Annotated in this window: 14 protein-coding genes; 6 read left to right on the top strand and 8 right to left on the bottom strand. The window is 38.0% G+C overall.

Annotated features, from left to right (window positions below; all coding sequences use genetic code 11):
- Positions 1-21: 21 nt before the first annotated feature.
- From J2T03_RS15155 to J2T03_RS15125, 7 genes are all read right to left on the bottom strand, one after another.
- Positions 22-1149: a glycosyltransferase family 4 protein gene (locus J2T03_RS15155; RefSeq protein ID WP_306841695.1), complete on the bottom strand. Its 1128-nt coding sequence runs from the start codon at positions 1147-1149 to the stop codon at positions 22-24.
- 115 nt (positions 1150-1264) lie between these two features.
- Positions 1265-2251: a glycosyltransferase family 2 protein gene (locus J2T03_RS15150; protein ID WP_307212316.1), complete on the bottom strand. Its 987-nt coding sequence runs from the start codon at positions 2249-2251 to the stop codon at positions 1265-1267.
- Positions 2248-3024 (bottom strand): SGNH/GDSL hydrolase family protein, encoded by a 777-nt coding sequence (locus J2T03_RS15145; RefSeq protein WP_307212312.1) that lies wholly within the window; start codon positions 3022-3024, stop codon positions 2248-2250. Before J2T03_RS15145 ends, J2T03_RS15150 begins: the two co-directional genes overlap by 4 nt.
- Positions 3025-3035: 11 nt before the next feature.
- The gene (locus tag J2T03_RS15140; RefSeq protein WP_307212310.1) at positions 3036-4103 is read right to left on the bottom strand and encodes a formimidoylglutamase; all 1068 of its coding nucleotides are present in this window, start codon (positions 4101-4103) and stop codon (positions 3036-3038) included.
- 152 nt (positions 4104-4255) lie between these two features.
- A complete protein-coding gene (gene topA / locus J2T03_RS15135; RefSeq protein WP_307212308.1) occupies positions 4256-6814 on the bottom strand; it encodes a type I DNA topoisomerase in 2559 nt (852 codons plus the stop codon).
- A 272-nt stretch (positions 6815-7086) separates the two neighbouring features.
- Positions 7087-10515, bottom strand: a complete 3429-nt coding sequence (locus J2T03_RS15130) for a T9SS type A sorting domain-containing protein (RefSeq protein WP_307212306.1) — start codon at positions 10513-10515, stop codon at positions 7087-7089.
- Between the two features lie 288 nt (positions 10516-10803).
- Positions 10804-11943: an EpsG family protein gene (locus J2T03_RS15125; RefSeq protein WP_307212304.1), complete on the bottom strand. Its 1140-nt coding sequence runs from the start codon at positions 11941-11943 to the stop codon at positions 10804-10806.
- A 330-nt stretch (positions 11944-12273) separates the two neighbouring features.
- Between J2T03_RS15125 and J2T03_RS15120 the strand changes: the two genes are divergently transcribed.
- The 6 genes from J2T03_RS15120 to J2T03_RS15095 all read left to right on the top strand — a co-directional run bounded on the left by J2T03_RS15120 (position 12274) and on the right by J2T03_RS15095 (position 19303).
- On the top strand, positions 12274-15927 hold the full coding sequence (locus J2T03_RS15120; protein WP_307212302.1) for an MMPL family transporter: 3654 nt from the start codon (positions 12274-12276) through the stop codon (positions 15925-15927).
- A 43-nt stretch (positions 15928-15970) separates the two neighbouring features.
- Positions 15971-16885: a dialkylrecorsinol condensing enzyme DarA gene (locus tag J2T03_RS15115; RefSeq protein ID WP_307212300.1), complete on the top strand. Its 915-nt coding sequence runs from the start codon at positions 15971-15973 to the stop codon at positions 16883-16885.
- A 1-nt stretch (position 16886) separates the two neighbouring features.
- On the top strand, positions 16887-18026 hold the full coding sequence (locus tag J2T03_RS15110; RefSeq protein ID WP_306841681.1) for a beta-ketoacyl-ACP synthase III: 1140 nt from the start codon (positions 16887-16889) through the stop codon (positions 18024-18026).
- Positions 18026-18457, top strand: coding sequence for a hypothetical protein (locus J2T03_RS15105; protein WP_307212298.1), 432 nt, complete (start codon positions 18026-18028; stop codon positions 18455-18457). Before J2T03_RS15110 ends, J2T03_RS15105 begins: the two co-directional genes overlap by 1 nt.
- A 5-nt stretch (positions 18458-18462) precedes the next feature.
- A complete protein-coding gene (locus J2T03_RS15100; RefSeq protein WP_307212295.1) occupies positions 18463-18906 on the top strand; it encodes an ABC transporter permease in 444 nt (147 codons plus the stop codon).
- A gap of 127 nt (positions 18907-19033) precedes the next feature.
- Positions 19034-19303, top strand: coding sequence for a hypothetical protein (locus J2T03_RS15095; protein WP_306841676.1), 270 nt, complete (start codon positions 19034-19036; stop codon positions 19301-19303).
- Between the two features lie 73 nt (positions 19304-19376).
- Here J2T03_RS15095 and J2T03_RS15090 read toward each other — a convergent pair whose 3' ends face one another.
- Positions 19377-22289, bottom strand: a complete 2913-nt coding sequence (locus J2T03_RS15090) for a M16 family metallopeptidase (protein ID WP_307212293.1) — start codon at positions 22287-22289, stop codon at positions 19377-19379.
- Between the last annotated feature and the right edge of the window lie 70 nt (positions 22290-22359).

Here is a 22359-nt window from a genome sequence, read left to right as displayed (position 1 = left end):
TATTATTTGCAAAAGTAAAAATTAATTTCTTATTTTCTTGTTATTTCGTAAATGATAGATAAGATCCGGAAGATAAGCTCCAGAAAAGCCTAATAAAACGATGATCAAAAGAAGGAGATTTACATTGATATGTCTTAAATAATAGGCCACAGCTACAATCATCAGATAATAAACTATAATGTAAAATGTAGAGCGCCTATGGGTAAGGTCTAATTTCAACAGCTTGTGATGAATGTGGTTTTTGTCCGCATCAAAAGGTGACTTTTTATTGCACAGTCTTACAATAATTACATTTAAAGTATCCACAATCGGCAGAATAAGAATAGCAACTGCTACCGCCGGTGCAGACTGCAGGTGATATCTGGGCACATTGGGAAGCTCTCTGTCTATGAAAATATCAATAAAACAGATTGATGTAAATGCTAAAAGGAAACCGAGAAGCATAGATCCCGTATCTCCCATAAATATTTTATTGGTCCTGTAATTGGATAAATTATAGTACAAAAATGCCAGTACAGTACCTATAATTACAACCGATAGGACAACCAAAGGGAAATTATATTCTCCCAACCTGTAATAGCTTATTCCGAAAAGGGCGCTGCAGATCACAGAATATCCTCCGGCAAGCCCATCTATTCCGTCAATCAGATTGAAAGCATTGATAAGAATAATAAAAGTAATGATACTGAACAGCACACTTATAAAATAGCTCATTTCATAGATCCCGAATATTCCGAACAAACTTCTGATTCTAATATCGGACCCTATTACAGCCAATGCAGAAACCATAATCTGAGCTACAAGTTTCTTATAGGCTCTCATGACAACAATGTCATCCATCACTCCTATATACAGAAGGATAATTAATGAGGCAAATAAAAATTTGTAAAGATCAAAAAGCTCATACGCAAATATAGATGCGCAGATTCCGATTGAATAAAAGATGGCAATCCCGCCAAGATTGGGGATTTTTCTGAGATGGGAACTTCTTATACCCGGCTCATCCATAAGATTCTTTCTTCTGGAAATCTTAATGATGGTAGGAATAGAGAAAAAGGTAATTAAAAAAGAGAACAGAAAACCTAATCCTATTTTCACGTAAAAAATAGAAATTCCTGATTCGCTTAAGAACAATTCAAAATTCTTCATTTTTTTTATCAAGTACATCATCAATATCTCTAATAAAACCACCCGAACACTTTCACAAAGCGCTACATTTCAACGTTTTATATAATAAATGAAATAATTGTACTTATCATTTGTGTTATAACAATTTTCTTATCAGTTTCTTTTGCCCTGCAAAAAACAACAGATAAAATATCTTTTTTTTCAACGGCAAAGATAAAAGATAATTCTTACCAAAACGATTATAGTTTAATATATCTCGAATTTTTATTTTTCTTTCTTTCATAAAAACCGCCAGTTCACCATCCATTTTATAAAATGTTTCGTTGTCTTTTACAAAGGCGAGATACGCTAAAAAAGAATATATCCCTTCAAAAATCTGAAAATTTTTAAGCTCTTCTCTTTTGTGGGAATATCCGGATTTGTCAAATACCTGCTCCACATCTTTTACTGCCTTCAGGATATCAAGCCCTTTTTCTGTGTGGGTTTTTGTAATAGAATCCGTACGCTCCAGATACTGATAATGAAAATTCTGCGTCTGAGCCAGAACATCACATTCCAAAAGCAGCTGCGGTATCAACTGAATATCCTCAAAGTGGATTCCTTTTTTAAATCTTTTTTTATCAAAAAGCTCTTTTTTAAACAATTTATTGCAGGCAAAATAACTTAGATCCGAAAAAACAGAAAAATGATCTTCTAAATTTATTTTTTCAGACATATTGGGAATTTGCGTCAGTTTCTGAGTTATTTTTCCATTCTGATCTACTTTCTGAATGTTGCAGATAACCATTTTAGCCTGATGTTTTTCTGCCATTTCCAGCATTTCTTCAAACATCGTCTCCGTAACATAATCATCACTATCCACAAAACCTATATATTCTCCTGAAGCTCTTTCAATACCAAAGTTTCTGGCATCACTTAGACCTCCGTTATCTTTGGCGAAAGCTTTTATTTTATCTGGGAATTTCCGTGCGTATTCTTCAATGACAAGTTCTGAACGATCTTTACTGCCATCATTAATGACTAAAATCTCAATATTCTGAAGCGTCTGTCCAACGAGGGAGTCCAGGCATTTCGCCAGGTAATTTTCTACATTATATACGGGAACTATAATTGAAACCATCATTTCGCGTTTTCTAAATTAACAATTCCTTTTGCTAAAAACTCACTGAACTTTTGGTAACCCTGCTTATTTAAATGAAGTGGATCTGCATACAGACTTCTGTCTTTATCATAATCAGAACTTACTTCATCAAAATTTAAAATGATCACTTTTTCATTCAGTCCGCCATGCTTTAATTCTTTCTGCAGAGCATTCCTGTAATCCGAGATTTTAAAGTGGTCGCCGCCATTCAAAACTAATTCAGCGCTCCTGTTACTGAGGCTGCTCGCTATATTTTTATTTTTAAAATTTTCTTCGGCTCCAAATTCAGGAAGGGAAACAACGACCGGCCGGATGTTATAATGCAGAAGCGTTTTAATGATCTTCACCATATGATAGGTATAAAATTCAGGGCCCATATAGGTGGCCGCATCATTCACTCCGGCAATTATGATACAGTAATCCGGTTTCCTTTCAATTACTTTTTTGGAAGAAAATTCTTCATTATCATCTTTAAAAAGGTTTTCGTAGATCTTTTTGGTTTTGGCTCCCGGATTTCCTGATGAATAGATTTCTGAATGCAACCCTTTATCCAACAGCTTTTTCTGTAAAAGCGAATCCAGGTTTTGCCTTACCACCCAACTATCTCCAATAATTCCGATCTGCATTCCGTTTTCCGGTTTTGTATTGGAGGAAAAATAATTTTCTTCGCCTGCGTAAGTATATTTATTCCAGAAATAAATGAAGCTGACCACTCCGGTTAACAGAATAATGCTTACTAATAATTTTTTTTTCATCTTATGTGTTATTAAAAAGTCAGCCTGGGATTAAGCGTTCCTCTTTTTGCTTCTTCAAAGTCTTTTTTGGAGCATGGAATACAGTTTTCTATATTTTCATCCTCTCCGAAATACCATAGATTACTGAAAGTATCCCGTTTGAAAGCATATTGTTCCTCATCTACCAAAACATAGAACAGTTCGTAATGCCTTTCTTTCGGATGAGACCGCTGGATATTGATCCCCTCGATCAGATACCAGATCATCTGTGCCAGCAGCTGGTGATTCAGCTGGTTTTCCGAATAAATATTATAATTAAAAATCCCTACAGATTTTAAATTTTCACTCAATCCTATTTCTTTCATGTAGGCACATATCTCTCTCCGGTTTAATCCGTTTACCTGGGGATTCATAGAAAACGGTTCACTGAAGCTTTCAACAGCATCGCAGTTTAAGGTTACCAAATCTGTTTTTCTGAAGAAGGGTTCTGTTTTTTCTGTAGAATTCATCATTTCGGCAAGACGGATAATATCAAACTCCACCTCCTTGATGAGCCTTATCGAATCCACTTCATTCAGATGCTTCTGATAACCCAGATGATGGTAATTTTTGATGGAGAAATTTTTGGAACCTAAAATCTTCCCCAAAAAGGTATGCTCATTAATTGTCTCACCTTGCTGCAGGGAGATAATATTGCTGATCTGGGTATAGTTAATATTTTTTTTATGAAAATTCAATGTTGAAAAGAGTGAGAAAGCAAAATCATTGGATCCTCCGATAATTACCGGAAGTGCTCTTTTGTAATGACATGCCGACAAGACTTCCTGCAGAATATAATGAGAATCCTGAACGGATTTTCCGGAAACCAGATCTCCAAGGTCTACTACAGGAATTTCAAAATCCATCTGTGAAAGTTTATAGAACTCTTTTCTCACTGCCGTAAAATCCTGTACTTCCGCATCGCCGCCCGCTCCTCTGTAATCCGAAACAAAGAGAAGAACAATACTGTCTTCTTTTATATCTTTAGAGATCCTGCTTCCGATCTGCCAGCTTTCTGTTTTGAAATTTCTTGGTGAAATAATAAAATCTTCAAAATCCATATTTTTAATCTGAAAACTTGAGAATGTGTGATTAATTTCTTTATGGAACAAACATACAAAAAAACCACAGCAAGTTCATATGCTGTGGTGTTTTTTGTTGATAAAAAAGCCGTCAACAGAATTGTTAACGGCTTTATATAATTATTTTGCTATTACTTCTTTTTGGCAGCTGGTTTTTTCACTGCAGCTGTTTTCTTAGCTGCAGGTTTCTTTGCAGCAGGCTTCTTTTTCTCTGCAAAAGCATTTTTGTCCTGGTCTGTGATCCATTTTTTCACCTCATCCAGTGACACCTCTTTCAGCTCTTCAGCCTCATATTTTGTATCATCTTTTTTCTTCGGGATCTTGAACATGGCTTTTCCGAATTTAACGAAAGGGCCCCATCTTCCATTTTCTATGGAGATCTTCTCTTTTTCCCACTGCTGGATATAACGGTTGGCTTCTTTTTCCAGCTTGGCATCAATTAATTCGTTGATATCGCTTTGTGAAAGGTTGTCGAAATTGTATTTTTTAGGAACATTCACAAAAATATCTTTGTATTTGATGAACGGTCCGAATCTTCCAGTTCCTTTGGTCACCGGATCTCCTTTATAAGTAGCAATCGGCGCATCGGCTTTTTTCTTTTCGTTGATGATCTCTTCTGCACGCGCCTGGCTTACAGAAAGAGGATCTTCTCCTTTTGGAATGCTGATAAACGTTCCCCCCCACTTCACATAAGGTCCGAATCTTCCTACTCCTACGGAAACCCCTTGTCCTTCAAATTCGTTAAGCTCAAATGGCAATTTGAAAAGTTCCAGCGCTTCTGCCAGAGAAATGGTAGCAATATTCTGCCCGGTCATCAATGAAGCAAAAATTGGTTTTTCTTCATCTTCCGTTTCTCCGATCTGGATCATAGCTCCGAATCTTCCGATTCTTGCATGAACGTTTTTACCTGTTTTAGGATCTATTCCAAGAAGTCTGTCACCATTGGCCCTGTCTGCATTTTCTTCTACATCTTCAATTCTCGGGTGGAATTTTGAATAGAAATTGGTCATCATTTCTTTCCATTTCTGATCTCCGTTAGCAATTTCATCAAAACTCTCTTCTACTCTTGCCGTAAATCCGTAGTCCAAAATTTCTTTGAAATTATCAGTCAGGAAGTCATTAACGACTTCACCGATATCTGTAGGTACAAATTTATTTTTATCGCCCCCGAATTTTTCTTCAAGAACTTCTTTTTTGATCTTATCTTTTGTAAGAGACATCCTAACCACTTCACGGGTTTGAGGATCGATTTCTCTTTTGTCCACATATTCTCTGTTCTGGATGGTCTGGATCGTCGGCGCATAAGTAGATGGACGTCCAATTCCCAATTCTTCCAGCTTTTTTACAAGTCCGGCTTCCGTATATCTTGCACTTGGCCTTGTGAATTTTTCTGAGGCTGTGATCTTTTTATAATTTAAAATTTCGCCTACACGTACCTTAGGAAGCAGTTTTTCATTATTTTCCTCATCATCGTCTTCTGTCTTTACAATTCCATAAGCTTTTAGGAAACCATCAAAAATGATCACTTCACCCTGTGCTTCAAAATGCTGGGGCAGTGATGCATTTCCTATTTCGATCACGGTCTTCTCAATTTTAGCGTTAGCCATCTGGGAAGCCAGTGTTCTTCTGTATATTAATTGGTATAATCTGTTTAACTGGACATCACCGATACTTTTCACAGCAAAATCAGTAGGGCGGATAGCTTCGTGAGCTTCCTGTGCAGATGCAGATTTTGTGGTATAATTTCTTGGTGAAGAATATTCTGCTCCATATTCTGAAGTAATCTGCTTTTTCGCGCCTTCGATTGCTTCCTGGGAAAGGTTCACGGAGTCCGTTCTCATATAGGTAATATACCCTTCTTCATACAGTCTCTGTGCAAGACGCATGGTATTGGTTACGTTATATCCTAATCTTGAAGAGGCTTCCTGCTGTAATGTGGAAGTGGTAAATGGTGCAGATGCAGAACGTGTTCCGGGTTTTGTTTCAACATTCAGAACTTTAAATTCTGTAGTTTTTGCTTTTTCAAGGAATTTCTCTGCCTCTTCTTCTTTTTCGAAATCTTTTTTAAGTTTGGCAGCAATTTCCTGCTCTGCATTATTTAAGAAGATTCCGTCCAGCTTGAAGCTTGCTTTCGGAACAAATTCACGGATCTCTTTTTCTCTTTCCACAATTAATCTCACTGCCACAGACTGTACTCTTCCTGCAGAAAGACCCGGTTTTACTTTTTTCCAAAGTACCGGAGACATTTCAAAACCCACGATCCTGTCTAAAACTCTTCGTGCCTGCTGGGCATTTACAAGGTTCTGGTCAATATCTCTGGGGTTTTCAATCGCTTTTAGAATGGCATTTTTAGTAATCTCATGAAAAACAATTCTTTTCCTGTTCTCAGGCTTTAATTTCAATTCATCTGCAAGGTGCCACGCAATAGCTTCTCCTTCACGGTCTTCATCGGAAGCCAGCCATACCATCTCAGCTTTTTTTACCGCAGCTTTTAATTCTGCTACCAGTTTCTTTTTATCAGCCGAAACCTCGTAATCAGGACTGAAGGTGGCAAGATCTATTCCCATTCCTTTTTTTGGAAGGTCACGGATGTGCCCGAAACTCGATTTCACTTCAAAATCCTTCCCTAAATATTTCTGAATAGTTTTTGCTTTTGCCGGTGACTCTACGATTACTAAATTTTTCGACATTCTAAAAAATTTTTTTGCAAAAGTAAAGCTTTTTTATTATATACTTTTTGTTAAAACAGTTTAATTTAATATTTAGATGTGTTTAACATGCGTTCCTGAGGGCTTTTTTAAAGATATCAAGTCCTTTAGAGTGTACGGTTTAACTCAAAATTCAGTGCCCGCAAAAGATAATATAGAATTTTTCATCAATAATGATAGATGCAAAGCATATGCATGTCATAAAAAGCGGAACAGGAAATCCTGTTCCGCTCTATTGCTTGCTTTTTTAAGTTTTATTGTTTAATAATTTTCACAATTTCTTCAGAATTGTTAATTTTCACCAAATATACCCCTGAATTGAGAGCTGACAGATCTGTCTTTCCGTTTTCAAATTTACCGGATTTTACCAGCTGTCCAGAAACATTATAGATCTGATAATAAGAGCCTGTTTTTTCCGAAGCATTAATATATAAGATATCCTTTACCGGATTTGGGAATAACGTTATTTTGTTTCCATTTACCTTTTCTTTTACTTCAGCAGTGTTTAAAAAGACAGCTTCTTTTCCTGAAGCCAAAGCCGTTACCTGCAACCGGGGAACAGGACCGGCTTCATTTCCCTGAGCATCATATTTCACTCTCACACATCGGCAACTGGTTGCGAAATATGGATCGTTATTATCATTAAAGGCGATAAACTGGTTGGATGTAGAAGCTGCATTAAATAAAACATTGACTGCCCTTCCCAGATAGTTTGATGTTAAAGCTCCTGTCCAAACGCCGGGATACTGGAAATTGACCGTCCCGAATGTGCCCTGCGAAGACTGATTAGCCAGAACACTTCTGAATCCCCGTGAACCTGAATCGGGAAAATTACCAACTATATACGAGGGTCCAACAAACATATAACCTATAGTAGAAGTCGTAGAGGGGTGTCTTACCCTGTATCCTGCATAATCTGGGCTTACACTATGAAAAGAGGCTATATTTTTATCTTTTTTATACCAGGGCGTCTGTCCAAAATCCTGATAAGAAATCGGTGCTACATTGGTAACATCCGGGATTCTCCATCCTTCCGGACATGGATCAAAAGGCGACTTCGCTCCTCCTCTGCCCCACCTCTCGGGAGCAAGGTTCGGTTCATTGGCGAGCCAGTCCGTTCCGTTGGTATAATTAGGCAATGCGCTGTTATAAGGGGCAAAAGAACTTGGAATCATATATACCAAAGGGTTCTTTACAGAATAGGACAGCACTTTTGCAATTTTATCTGCCGGTTTGTCGGCATCCTGCACAATTGAAGCCGCGTAGGTATTATAGGGAACAATATAGTTTCCTGACACATTATTGTACACAGCAGGAGTTAAAGTGGTATAAGTAACTGTACCATTATTAGCTGCTGTGCCTAAAAATATATTATAGAAAGCCTTGTTATCTGCATATTGAAAAGTAGGAATCGGGTCTTTTCTTCCCCACTGGTAATGCATACCTGTAGAGGCCCGTATTTTCGCCAGCTCTGCAGCGGTTGGAGTCATTGCATTCACAACCATCGGAAATGCATCTACTGCCCCAAGGTTTCTGTCCATAAATTCTGTCTGAAGCACCACATCTGCTTTATTAACATAATTTACATAGTTTACAGCTTCCGCTATTGGAAGTTCGGTTCTATAATTAAAAGATCCTACAGTAGAATCAGTTATCCAGATATGCCAGCTCCAATACACCGGAGAAGAGATACTTCCATTATGGAGTGTCACTACGGCATTCCCGCTCTGATTTGGAGTAATCTCCACCGAAACCCTGGAGTCATTAAGACCCTGAAGTGAGGCCGGGGAAGGATTAATAACTGATATTCTGTTAATCAGGGCTGTATTGGTTGTCCACAGCACATTGGCTTTTAAACTATTAAAACTGGAAGGATCCAGGATTTCCTTATTATTCAAAAGCTGGCTCTGTACTGAAAAAGCCTTACTTACAGGAATATCTATAGTAAAGGATATTGGGTTTTTGACAGCCTGATAGGTATTAGGATTATTGATTCCCTCTCTGTATTCTGTCTGGGGAGCCAGATATTCAGTAGGAAAATCGTAATTGTTCACTATGTAAAGAGGATCTTTGATACATCTGCACCCGTTGGCTTCAGATGTTTGCCTTCCAAACATCGGCATATAAAAATACCTTCCTTTAACATTAGGATAGCTAGGATCAGGGACATCCGGCTGCCCTTTATCCGGGATCATAAAAAGTCCTCTGGCAAGTACTGCCGGAGAAGCATCAAAGTGTCTGGGCATCGTTGCGGTCCACAAAGCGACATGATGCTGGTCGGTGTATTGACCCAGGTGAGCATTCCTGATCAGCTGCCCTGTTCCCGGAAAAATTCCCATATTATTCCCGCCAATATTGGAGAGATCAAAACCGAAATTAGGATAGACCCGGAATCCCGTCATGAATGCCGGAACCCCTGCATCAGTAGGTTTTATGATGTAATAATTGTTGGCTTCGAAAACATTTTTAGCCATATTAGTTTTTACCCCGAAAGGCGAAAAATCCAGCCTGATATCATCTATATAGGAATAATTAGCAAGATTCGCCACAAGCATTGAAGGAATTCGCCACCCGTTCGGGCATGGATCATAAGGAGACTTATCCCTGTAGGGCCTTGCGCTGGTATTACTGTTATATCCTGGACCAATCAGCCCCTGGGAATTATCAGACCAAAGGTTAAGCTCTGAAAGCCTGCTATCCGGAGTTCCGGCGGAGCGTCCGAACCAGTTTACCGGAAGATTCAGATTGTTATTATAATATGCCTGACCACTATTGTCATCTTTATTCACATAGATCAGGCTTAAAGGGTTCTTCACCGAAAGTTTGATATTATTGGTCACTTCGGCACTTGCGAGCGGAACGAATTTCGTGAGGTTATCAATATTTACAGCACCGTTAAAGTTTTTTGCTCCTCTATGCCTTATTCTTCCTATAGATCCTGACACTTCATAAAAGTCATTTCCTCTTGTCACCAAAGGCGGAATCGGGTCTTTTCTTCCCCATTGATAGAGCAGCCCGATACTTCGGTTCCAGTCTGAAGAGGTAATAGAACTGCTTAAAGCCCCAAGATTGCGGTCCATCCATCTCCAATCGGAATCGGGAATAGGCTCAATCGTCCCATCTGCCCTCATCCGGTTAACATTATCGAAGCTTTTATAGGTGGATCCGTTAGTAGGATCATCAGTCACCCATATATGCCAGCTCCAATAGATATCGCTGTTTACCTTGAGCGCAATGACGGCATTTCCTTTTTTAGCTTTGTTAATGGGAACTTTTATCCTGGCACTTCCATTGGAGCCTGAAATTTCCAGCGAATATCTGGTCCCTGATTTAATAAGACCATGGGTATCTTCCCACAGTACCTCCGCAGTTACTTTTCCAGAAGGAATCCCACCACTTTTGATATAATTATCCTCTTCCCACATAGCATAAGCCTTCTTCACAGGAATCAACAAACCTTCGCTATTCTGGCCGGGATCAAAAATGTAACTATTGGGAGCTTTCGTCCAGTCCGGAACCTCCAGTACTTTACTATCGGACTTCGTCAGCGTATCTCCTGAAGATTTTAATCTTTTCATAAAGGTGTCCTGAAGATTTACCTTTAATTCTCTACTATTTCTGGAATAGGCACAGATCGAAACTAAGCAAAAAATTGCCACTAAGATTTTAACTAAATTTTTCATATCCTTAGACTTATGTATGTTACAGAGATACAACTTTTAAGCCTTATTCATTCATAAGCAATTAAAAATACAAATAAAATTATTATATATTAATTATATTATCAATAAAACATAATTAAAAGATTATAAATAAGAAAATAATATTTAAAATTCACGAGATGCAAAAGTAATTTTCAACCGATATATTCCATCGGGGAATTCAGTTTAAAGGAATGTTAATCTTCATAGCCTAAAATAAAAAAAGACAACCCTGAAGCTGTCTTTGTCATTATATTGAAATAAATAAGGCTATGGAAGGATATGATTCTTATAAAGCTCAATGGTAAATCTTCCAATTTTAATATTAAAGAAAGATGAGAAAACAAGAAAGTTAAAAATAACGAGTGCTATGATAAAAGAGTAAATCATTTTTTTCTTCCCACCTGAGGTCACATACATGGTATTGGGGATCAATACGTAAGAAAATCCAATAAATGCCCCTACAAGCCTGGATGAGAACACAGGATTATTTCTGAAGATAAAATAAGAACATATCCCGATGACGGCATAGTTCCTATGGTATTCATAATACGGATACAGTTCTTTCATCTTGGTATCAAAGGCAAAAAGGAAGAAAGTCAAAATCATCATCATCAATTCGGGAACCCCAAAACCACCATTCAGTCTTTCTGAAGATTCATCCATATACCCATTTAAACCTTTCACCAAAATATTATCTGAGGTCATACTGTCCAAAAAGCTTCCGAATACCCGATATATCTCGAAGGGAGAGAGGAACACGGAGATAATGATCAGGATCAGCATTACGGTTTTGTTTAACGGAACACGGGCCAGCCAGTACATCGGGAGAAACAGATAACAAACAGTATGTATACCTGATGCCAGAAATATAAAAAAGAGGTAGTGCCAAAACTTCCGTTCTTTAATATAGCGGACGGCAAAATAAACAATGAATGTTCCTAGGTTCTGTCTGATCTGTCCGCTTTCCCCAATAAAAAAGAAAGGGAAAAACATGAACAGCGTAAAGGTGAACGGATAAAAAGTATTGTCCTCGGTATATTCTATCTTAAAAAAAGTAGCACAGATAGCAACAACCAGGGTAAGAACGTAAAAGGGGGCATTAAAGACATTCAGCAATATCTTGTTGACAAGAGTATACAGCCATTCCACTTCCAGCTGTTCGGGGCCTTCCATGTGGAGCATTTTCATAAAGATACTGTAATAGCTCTTTGTATCGGAATAAACGTAAAGCGCTTTATAACTTCCGTAATCCGGACCTACATTATCCCTGAAACCAACCAGTAAAATAAGATAGATCCCTAAAAACCAAAGCCATTTTTTTTCTACTTTTTTTCCGAAAACTTCCTGTACACTAAAGAAAAGCATGTATGCAATCGCAACGATGAAATATGGATGTAATAAACTCATGCTAATCTAATGTTTTTTGTAACCGGTGCAGTACACACAAAGAAGATGCAAACCTGTAATAAGATAATGCAAACGGCAGAAAAGGGAATGCTCGTCAATAGCAATCCATTTATTTTTTCATCATTTTTTTTCAACATATCTAAAACAGATTCTTATTTCTTTAGTAATAATATTGGTTTAAAATATATTTTTAAGAGGGAACTTTTGCAAAAGTAGAATATTTTTTTATTCTGCCTAGAATATTTTGTTGATTTTCAGACAAACTTATAGCCGAAATGTTTTGAACTAATATTGAAAAAATTAAATTTGCAGACTTGATTTCATAATGTAATGCATCGTTTCTTTATATTTTTATATTATCTGATCTCTAAAAACAGGCTTCTTTCAGCAATTCTTGCTTTAGGAATAGCTGTATTATGCGGGGTTTTTGCTTCAAAAATTAACTTTGAAGAGGATATCAACCAGATAATTCCTAAAAATGAAAAATCCGATCTTACCGCAAAAGTTCTTAAACAGCTGAATTTCTCAGACAAAATTATTGTGATCATAGAGAACAAATCCAATGAGGACAATTTTCAGCTTTCTGAAACGGCCGATAATTTTCTGCAGAAGATTGAACCTCTGAAAAAATATATCGGTTCTGTTCAGGGAAAAGTGAACGACAGTGAAATCTCGGAAACATTTGATTTTGTCAATCAGAACCTGCCACTTTTCCTTGATGAAAATGATTACAGGGAAATTGAACGGAAACTTCAGAAAGACAGCATTTCGAAGCAGGTAGAGAATAATTATGTTTCTTTGGTTTCCCCAACAAGTCTTGTAACAAAAGATTTTATCAAAAAAGACCCTTTGGGAATTACTTATCTGGGAATCAAAAAATTAAACGCTTTAAATATCAGTAAAGATTTTAAGCTTGAAGACAATTATGTAGTCACGAAAGACGGAAAAAATCTATTACTTTTCATTGATCCTAAAAACAAAAGCAATGATACCAAAAACAACGAAGCTTTCATCAATCAGCTCAACCAGATAAAAGACAGCGTTAATAAGCAGTTTAAAGGAAAAACAGAACTCAGCTATTTTGGCTCTCCTATAATTGCGGTGGCAAATGCCCAACAGATCAAAAAAGACATTCAAAATACTGTGATGATCTCCATGACGGTGCTTCTGGTCCTGCTGATTTACTATTTCAGGAATTTCTTTACGCCTGTTATTGTGTTTCTTCCCACTGTATTTTCGGTATTGCTGGCTCTGCTGATCCTTTATTTTATAAAAGACAGGATCTCGGCTATTTCTTTGAGTGTGGGTGCCATCCTTATCGGAATCACGATAGATTATGCGCTCCATATCCTTACCCATTACAAGCACAACAATAATATAGAAGAGCTGTACAAAGAGATCACGCAACCGATCATATTGAGCAGCGCTACAACTGCTGTCTCTTTTTTATGTCTGGTATTTGTACGTTCTGAAGCCCTGAAAGATCTCGGTCTCTTTGCAGCGATTACAGTCATTTTCTCTTCCGTTACTGCACTGATCATCGTGCCTCAGCTTTATAAGCCCAAGCAAAAAGAAGGTAAGCAAAGCACTAATTTTATAGACAGGATCGGCTCTTATCCTTATGAGAAGAACAAACCCCTGATCATAGGTTGTTCTATCATTATTATCGCCTGTCTGTTCGGTTTCCGGCATGTAAGATTCAATGAGGACATCGGCGATCTGAATTATATTCCGAAAGAATTAAAGATTAGCGAAGCTAAACTTCAGAAACTTTCTGATATTACTTCAAAATCCATTTACACCATTTCTTATGGAGACTCGGAGCAAGAGGCACTGGCAAGAAACTCCCGGCTGAGCAGCTTTCTTGAGAAGGAAAAACAGCAAGGAAAGATCCTGAGTTACAACTCACTTGGAAATGTTGTCCTTTCTGAAAAAGATCAGAAACAAAGGATAGAGATATGGAATAAATTCTGGGATGGAGATAAAAAGAACCGAACTGTTTCCGAACTGGTGAACAGTGGGAATCAATTTGGATTCAACAGCAATGCTTTTGACAATTTCAATGAAATTTTGAATAAGAATTATTCCGTAGTAAGCCTTAAGGATTATGAGAAAGTAAAAGCATTACAGATCTCGGAATTCCTGAGCAATGAAAACGGATTTTATACGGTCTCCAATGTCGTAAAGGTAGATGAGAAGAAAAGAGACACCTTCATAAAAGATGTTGAAAAGAACCACGATGCTCTTGCCATTGACCGCCAGCAAATGAACGAAAACTTTTTGGGACTGCTGAAAAGAGACTTCAGTACGCTGATCAATTATTCTCTTCTGGCCATTATCCTGACAATCATTGTTTTCTTCAGAAATTTTGAGCTTACTGTCCTCACTATGTTTCCTATTGTATTGACAGGAATCGTAACGGCAGGGATCCTGTATTTCTTAGGATTAGAATTGAACATTTTCAGTACGGTAGTCTGTACGTTGGTTTTTGGCGTGGGAGATGATTTCAGTATTTTTCTAACGAAAGCTATGCAGAAGGAGCACACTACAGGGAAAAATGAGCTTCCAACTTACAGAACTTCTATTATTTTAGCAGTTTTCACGACCATTTTATCAATCGGTTCTTTGATCTTTGCAAAACATCCTGCATTACACTCATTGGCCCTCGTTGCGCTTATCGGAATGTTCTCCGTGATCATCATTACTTCAACACTGTATCCGTTCTGGTTCAGGTTAGTGATCACAAACAGAGCAAAAAAAGGGCTTTCTCCTATTACTTTCAGACTTTTTCTAAGATGCATCATATCATTTTTTTATTACGGTTTGGGAGGATTCGTTTTCTCACTGATTGGTAGTGTATTTATCAAAAGATCGAAAGGAAAAACTTTAGATATCATTAAATTAATTTTAGCTAAGTTTTTGACATCTGTGCTGCACATCAGTCCTTTTGTAAGAAAAAGAGTGATAAAAAATCCGGCAGAAGATTTCAGCAGACCGGCTGTAATCATTGCCAACCATACTTCTTTCCTCGATACGCTTGCCATCGCCATGGCTACCCACAAAATCATTTATCTGGTGAACGACTGGGTATATGACTCTCCTGTTTTCGGAAAATTAGTAAGGGCTCTTGGCTTTTACCCTGTTTCCCAGGGAATAGAGAACGGGATGGAAAAACTGAAAGAAAAAATTGAACAGGGATATTCACTGGTTGTTTTCCCTGAAGCCGAACGTTCTTATACAAACGATGTCAAACGGTTCCATAAAGGCGCGTTCTATCTTGCAGAACAGTTCGGACTGGATATTCTTCCGCTGTACATTCACGGAAATTCCGAAGTACTGCCGAAAGGAGACTTCATTATCTACGACGGAAGCATTACCGTAAAGGTAGGTGAAAGAATCAGCAAAGATGATGTGAGCTTTGGCAAAAACTATTCTGAACGAACGAAAAAAATCAATGCGTATTTCAGAGAAAAGTTTGCAGAATTGCGAAATGAGCTGGAGGACGAAAATTATTTCAGGAAAAAATTATTCTTAAGCTATCTCTACAAAGACAGTGAAGTGGTAAAAGAAGTAAAAGATGATTTTAATACGAACAAATCTGTTTATTTTGAACTGAACAAACATATTCCGAAGGATGCCTCGATCCTGCATATCGCAGAAGATTTCGGACAGAAAGATATTCTGCTTACCCTTTATCAGGCGGAAAGAAGAATTTTCTCGTTCATTGAAAATGATGAGAGAAGGCAAACTGCAGCACAGACTTATCTGGTTAAAAGAAGAAAACTGAATTATATTAATGATCTTTCGGAAATCAATAAAAATATTGATGTACTTCTGGTTTCAGATAACAATTTTGAGATCAGTGCACTGAGGGAACTTCCTGAAACTATTATATTCCTGAATACTGAACCTAAAGAGCTGAACAATTCAGATCATTACCTGGAATTCAGTTCACAGGCAATAAAAATATTCAAAAAACAGTAAATAAATATGAAAAGCATATTTTTGTAACCGCTAAAGAATATTAATGAAAAAAAATATACTCATCATTTATTATTCGCAAACCGGCCAGCTGGAAGATATTGTGAAGAATATGGCTCAGCCTTTTGAAGCCAAAAAGGAGGAATACGATGTTACCTATTATAACATTCAGCTAAAGGAAGATTTCCCTTTCCCTTGGCCGAGTGATGTTTTTTTCAATACTTTCCCTGAGTCTTATCTTCAGATCCCTAAAGAGATCTTTCCGCCTTCTGATGAGATCCTCAATAAGAAGTACGACCTTATTTTATTTGGATATCAGGTATGGTATCTCACACCATCTATCCCCATCATTTCATTCTTAAAGAGTGGCTTTGCAGAAAAGATACTGAAAGACACAGATGTGGTTACGATTTCAGGAACCAGAAATATGTGGATGCTTTCTCAGGAAAAACTTAAGGTATATTTAAAAGATCTTGGCGCAAAACTGGTAGGAAATATCGCTTTAGTAGACAGACATGACAATTATACAAGTGTACTGACAATCTTACGCTGGCTGACGACAGGACAGAAAGAAAGATCAGGAATACTTCCCGCCGCCGGGATTTCGGATGAAGAAATTTCGGGTTCTGTAAAGTACGGAAAGATTATAGAAAAGCATTTCAGCAGCGGAAACCTATCCGGCATTCAGCCTGATCTGATAAACAACGGCGCTGTAGAGATCCGTCCTTTTTTAGTAAGAGTAGAAAAAGTAGGCAACAAGATCTTCACCATATGGTCTAACCTCATTATTAAGAAAAAAGAGAAACGTCCATTGCTGATAAAATTCTTTAAGGTATATTTGATGGCTGCGATATGGATTATTTCGCCTGTCGTCTTAGTTTTACACTTACTGACAACCCCTATATTTTGGTCTAAAAGACAAAAACAAAAAACATATTTACAAGGAATTAATTTAAAATAGAATGTACGACGTATTTATAACAAAAGCATCAACATACTTACCTAATAACCCGGTATCAAATGATGAAATGGAGACTTATCTTGGTCTGATAAACGGCGCTCCCTCTAAAGCAAAATCATTGATTTTAAGAAATAACAAGATCACAACAAGGTACTATGCTTTGGACACAGAAGGAAACCCTACTCACACCAATGCACAGTTAACGGCAAAAGCCGTAGAGGGGCTATTCGATGAAAATTTCAAAAAAGAAGATTTGAAGTTGCTGTCCGTTGGAACCACCTCTCCAGATCAGATGCAGCCTTCACACGCTTCTATGGTTCATGGTGAACTGAATATCGGGAAATCTATTGAAATTAATACCGCCACAGGCCTTTGCAACTCAGGGATGAATGCCCTGAACTACGGATTCCTTTCTGTAAAAGCCGGTGTACAGGAAAATGCCGTGTGTGCAGGTTCAGAAAGAATGTCTGCATGGATGACTGCAGATAAATTCAATCACGAAGCAGAAAACTTAAAACTGCTGGAAGAAAGACCTATCGTTGCCTTCAAAAGAGAGTTTCTGAGATGGATGCTTTCTGACGGAGCTGGAGCATTCCTTCTTGAAAACAAACCCAGAGAAAATGGAATTTCTTTGAAGATAGAATTCATTGACTTTTACTCTTACGCTCACGAAATCGAAGCATGCATGTATGCAGGATGCGACAAGCAGGAAGACGGAAGTCTTAAATCATGGGCAGATTACCCGTCTGATGAATGGCTGAAAGAGTCCATCTTTGCCATTAAGCAGGACACCAAGATCCTGGACAAATACATTCTTGTAAAAGGTGCAGAAAGCTTAAGATCTTCTTTTGACAAGCACAATCTGGATCCAGAAAAGATAGACCATGTTCTGGCACATATCTCTTCAGGCTATTTTAAAGATGGCTTAAAGGACGAATTTGCTAAAAAAGGAATGGACTTCCCTGCAGAAAAATGGTTCTATAATCTTTCCGAAGTAGGAAACATTGGAGCTGGTTCTATTTTTATCGCACTGGAAGAATTAATGAATTCAGGAACGCTGAAAAAAGGAGAAAAAGTATTGCTATGTGTTCCTGAAAGCGGAAGATTTGCTTACTCTTGTGCCCTGTTAACAGTTTGCTAATGAAACACCAACTGCCAATATCTGATCCAGAATTTGTGGAAAGCCTTATCCCACAGCGTTTTCCGTTCGTCATGGTTCATGAGCTTACGGAATACTCTGATGATCACCTTGTATCAGGATTTGAAATAAAAGGGGACAATATTTTTATTCAGGAGGGCGTTTTTCAGGCTTCAGGCCTTATTGAGCATCAGGCACAGAGTGTTGCTTTACACACAGGCTACAAATATTATCTTTTAGGAAAAGAGGCTCCTACAGGGTATATCGGAGCTATTAAATCTTTTGAAGCGGAAACCCTGCCCAAAACAGGAGACCTTCTGATATCGGAAGTAACAATCCTTAATGAAGTGATGGGAGTAACACTGGTGGATATTGTCACGAAACTGAATGGTACAGTCATTGCAAAATCCCAAATGAAAACTGCTGTAAAATAACTATAATGGAAATTAGGGAAGACCACCTCATCAATATTCATAACTTTCTGCCGCACCGCGAACCGATGCTGATGGCAGATTATATTCTGGAATTGACCAAAGAAAAGGTTGTGACTTCCTTTGAAATAAAAGAGGATAATATTTTTGTCCACAACAATGAATTGGCAGAAGCCGGCCTGATTGAAAATCTTGCCCAGACCTGCTCATCCATTCTGGGGCAGAGCTTCTTTGAAAATCCTGAAGCAGACACCAAAGTAATAGGCTTTATTACCAACATCAAAAAAATTGAAGTATTTGCTCTTCCAAGGACAGGAGACAAGATTATTTCCAAAGCTTCCCTGATCTCCCAGTATGAAAATATCTGTAATATTTTCTGCGAGACCTTCAATAATGATGAGCTGCTGATCAGAGCAGAGATCAATCTGTTTATTCAGGAAGTGAAATCTTAAAACCATTTATTTAAAATATCCAACCAACCTTATCCAGGTTGGTTTTTCTTTATACACTTATTAAGTAAAATAACCGATAGCTTATCCCCTTTATTTTTCGATATATTTGATGAAAATAAAATATATCATGAGCGTAAAGGTAAGGTTCTATTCGTATGACATTGAATTCGATTTTGAAAATTCTGTTGAATTTCCGGTTGCGCCGCAACTTGGTGATGAAGTGAATCTCATTTCGTTTTTTAAGTACCGGACTTCCGAAAGGCTGGAATATGTCAATAATATGGAAGATCTTTATCTCTACGAAAATGCTGTAGTATCAGAGCGGACATGGTGTAATGATCTTGAAAAAACAGAAATATATTTGCTGGTAAAGCTGAATTACACCAAGAGAAAATAGGCTGCCTTTCAGATAAATTTAAACAAAAAAGCGGAGCATTACTGCTCCGCTTAAAAATTTATAACATAAAAGGTTAGTACCCGAAGATCTCTTCAAGAGATACCTCCTGGAACGTTCCCATTTTATTGATGGATTCCATATTCAGGTTTTCTTTTTTACCGATGATTGCTGTATTGTATTTTACAGGCTTTATATCAGTATCATAAAAGCTTGTAAGCTGTGGCAGCGTCAACCCCTGAATTTCAGAATAGATATCTTTTCTGATATCATAATCAACCCCAAGCTTTTTCAGCGCCATCTGATTAAAGAAAATATTCGTTCTGTTGATTCTGTTGGACGCAATCTGCTTCAGTGCAGAACCTTTTGAGTTCTCAAACTGTGCAGGAATCTGTGGCAGGGATGCCATAAGATCGTTCATTGCATTTACCGCTAACGGAAGCTTATTAGCCTGAGTTCCTATATAATTCGTGATATAGTTCGCATGTCCTTTCTCCGTTGCATTCGCATAAGAGACATAAGCCGAATAAGCCAGTGACTTACTTTCTCTGATCTCCTGGAATACGATAGAAGACAGACCTCTTCCGAAATACTCGTTGAAAACATTTGCTTTTCCGAAATTACTCAAGTTCACCTCACCTCCTTTCGCAACTTTAGACATTTCCATCTGTACCATGTCATAGTTTGTGAAATATACTTTTCCTTCTGCAGCAGGCTCCGGATATTCTTTAGCTTTTGCCGGCTGAACGCTGGTTTCTGCAATATATGGCTTAACCGCTTTCTCTAAACCTGACTGATCCTGCCCGTAAAGGAATATCTCATATGGGGACTGGTTCAGTACTTTAATCTTCTTAGTCAGTTCCGTTGCATCAATGCTCTCAAGACGTTCTTTGGAAACAATGTCCGTCATTCTTGAATTCTTTCCATACTTAGCATAGTTGGTAAGAGCAGCCATGATTCTTGTTTTATCCTTTTTACCGGCTTCTCTTGCCTCCAGTATGGTTTTTACAGTTTTTGCATAGGTTTCTTTGTCTGCTTTTACATTCGTCAGCCAGTGATTCATCAGCTCAGCACCTTTCTTCATATTCGCCTCAAGGCCGCTCAGTGTAATAATGACCTGATCATTGGACGTTCTGAAGCTGTAAGAGATTCCCAGTTTGTAAAATTCACCTTTCAGCTGCTCAGGAGTATATTTATCCGTTCCAAGATATTCGAAAAGAGTTACCGCGATTGGAAGCTCCTTATCATTATCCGTTCCGAAAGGAAAAATATAGCTGATCTGTGCCACATCATTATACTTATTCTTTACAAAGCTTACCTTCTTATCTTTAATCTGAGAAGTCTGGATCGCTGCTTTATAATCGATAAATTCCGGCTTGGTCTCAGCTACTTTACTGCTTAAAATACCTTTAAGGAAAGGAGACTGCGCTTCTCTGTTCAGCTTGATCGGTGTAATTCCCGGGTTCTGTACACGAACCAGCTTATCATTCACTCCTTTTTCTTTGTAAACGACCACATAGTTATCTTTGAAAAACTCATTTGCAAACTTGACAACATCTGCCTTTGAGATTTTTTCATACTGATTAATGTCGTCTAATTCCTCCTGCCATGTTTTCTCATTGATATAGGTATCATACAGGGTCGTTGCCAGTCCGTCAGCAGTTTCCCACGCCTTCATACGCTGTACCTTCTTGTCATTAACGATTGCTTTCAGCATCCAATCCGGAAACTGACCTTTTTTCACTAAATCCAACTGATCCAGCAATAGTTTTTTAGCATCATCAAAGCTTTGTCCCTCTTTCGGAGTTACCGACATGGTAAAGGCACCATAGGTTTTAAAAGCCGATTCATAAGCTCCTGCACCTAATACCTTCTGCGTTTGATTCATATTAAGGTCTATCAGACCTGCATCTCCTCTGTTGCTTAAAATTTCCGCAACCACATCCGCCAATCTCGCATTCTGGGTTCCTTTGGAATCTGATCTCCATGCCAGAGTCATTCTCGGTGTGCTCGGGCTTTTTACCGTTCTCGTCACAATGCTTTCCATCGGCTGTTCCGATATCATTTTTTTCATCGGCAGCTCTTTGTATTTGAATGCCCCAAAATACTGATCTACCATTTTAATGGTCTTATCAAAATCCAAATCCCCTACCAGAACAACAGCCATATTATTAGGCACATAATACGTGTCAAAATACTTATGAATAGCAACCATTGAAGGGCTTTTCAGGTGTTCTGAAGTCCCAATCGTTGTCTGCTGTCCGTTCGGATGCTTTGGAAACAGCGCTTCCATCATTGCATAGTTTACAAGACGGCCGTCATTATCCTGGGCTCTGTTATATTCTTCATACACAGCTTCCAGTTCTGTATGGAAAAGACGCAATACCAGTTCTGAGAAACGTTCCTTTTCTACTTTCAGCCATTTTTCAAGCTCATTGGACGGAATGTTATTTTTATAAACTGTTTCATCAAGCCATGTGTGTGCATTCGTCCCTGTTGCTCCCAATGATGAGATCGCTTTATCATATTCATTGGCAATGGCATACTTGGAAGCTTCCTGAGAAACCTCATCTATTTTCTTATAGAGCAGTTTTTTCTTTTCAGGATCTTTTTCTGCTTTGTGCTGCTCGTAAAGATCGGAGATCTGCTGCAGCAATACTTTCTCCTTTGCCCAGTCCTGAGTTCCCAAGTGAGAAGTTCCTTTGAAAACCATATGCTCGAGGTAGTGCGCCAGACCTGTATTGTCGCTAGGGTCGTTATTGGATCCCGTTCTTACCGGAATATAAGTTTGAATTCTCGGGGCATCGTCATTTTTTGCCAGATAAACCTTCAATCCGTTTTTCAAAGTATATACTCTAACGCCAGATTGGTCATTTTTAACCGTTTCATAAGTATATCCCTGGCTGTCCGTCACCTTTTGAGTATCAAATTTCTGCGCCATTGCATGCAGCATGCAAAAAAGTGAAACAGAAATAAAAAATTTCTTCATAAGTTTTATTATTTAATTCAAATTTCTAGAATCCTATAAGTCTACACTCATCATATACTTGTTACAGTAA

The organism is Chryseobacterium lathyri (genome assembly GCF_030812195.1).
GTDB lineage: Bacteria > Bacteroidota > Bacteroidia > Flavobacteriales > Weeksellaceae > Chryseobacterium > Chryseobacterium lathyri_A.
This window is presented reverse-complemented; position numbering and strand designations above follow the sequence as displayed.

Excerpts from the sequence above, each read along its gene's own strand:
- J2T03_RS15140 (WP_307212310.1), bottom strand. The coding sequence starts at position 4,103 with ATGGATTTTGAAGATTTTATTATTTCACCAAGAAATTTCAAAACAGAA.
- J2T03_RS15145 (WP_307212312.1), bottom strand. The coding sequence starts at position 3,024 with ATGAAAAAAAAATTATTAGTAAGCATTATTCTGTTAACCGGAGTGGTC.
- J2T03_RS15150 (WP_307212316.1), bottom strand. The coding sequence starts at position 2,251 with ATGATGGTTTCAATTATAGTTCCCGTATATAATGTAGAAAATTACCTG.
- J2T03_RS15090 (WP_307212293.1), bottom strand. The coding sequence starts at position 22,289 with ATGAAGAAATTTTTTATTTCTGTTTCACTTTTTTGCATGCTGCATGCA.
- topA (WP_307212308.1), bottom strand. The coding sequence starts at position 6,814 with ATGTCGAAAAATTTAGTAATCGTAGAGTCACCGGCAAAAGCAAAAACT.
- J2T03_RS15095 (WP_306841676.1), top strand. The coding sequence starts at position 19,034 with ATGAGCGTAAAGGTAAGGTTCTATTCGTATGACATTGAATTCGATTTT.
- J2T03_RS15105 (WP_307212298.1), top strand. The coding sequence starts at position 18,026 with ATGAAACACCAACTGCCAATATCTGATCCAGAATTTGTGGAAAGCCTT.
- J2T03_RS15125 (WP_307212304.1), bottom strand. The coding sequence starts at position 11,943 with ATGAGTTTATTACATCCATATTTCATCGTTGCGATTGCATACATGCTT.
- J2T03_RS15100 (WP_307212295.1), top strand. The coding sequence starts at position 18,463 with ATGGAAATTAGGGAAGACCACCTCATCAATATTCATAACTTTCTGCCG.
- J2T03_RS15120 (WP_307212302.1), top strand. The coding sequence starts at position 12,274 with ATGCATCGTTTCTTTATATTTTTATATTATCTGATCTCTAAAAACAGG.
- J2T03_RS15130 (WP_307212306.1), bottom strand. The coding sequence starts at position 10,515 with ATGAAAAATTTAGTTAAAATCTTAGTGGCAATTTTTTGCTTAGTTTCG.
- J2T03_RS15110 (WP_306841681.1), top strand. The coding sequence starts at position 16,887 with ATGTACGACGTATTTATAACAAAAGCATCAACATACTTACCTAATAAC.
- J2T03_RS15115 (WP_307212300.1), top strand. The coding sequence starts at position 15,971 with ATGAAAAAAAATATACTCATCATTTATTATTCGCAAACCGGCCAGCTG.
- J2T03_RS15155 (WP_306841695.1), bottom strand. The coding sequence starts at position 1,149 with ATGAAGAATTTTGAATTGTTCTTAAGCGAATCAGGAATTTCTATTTTT.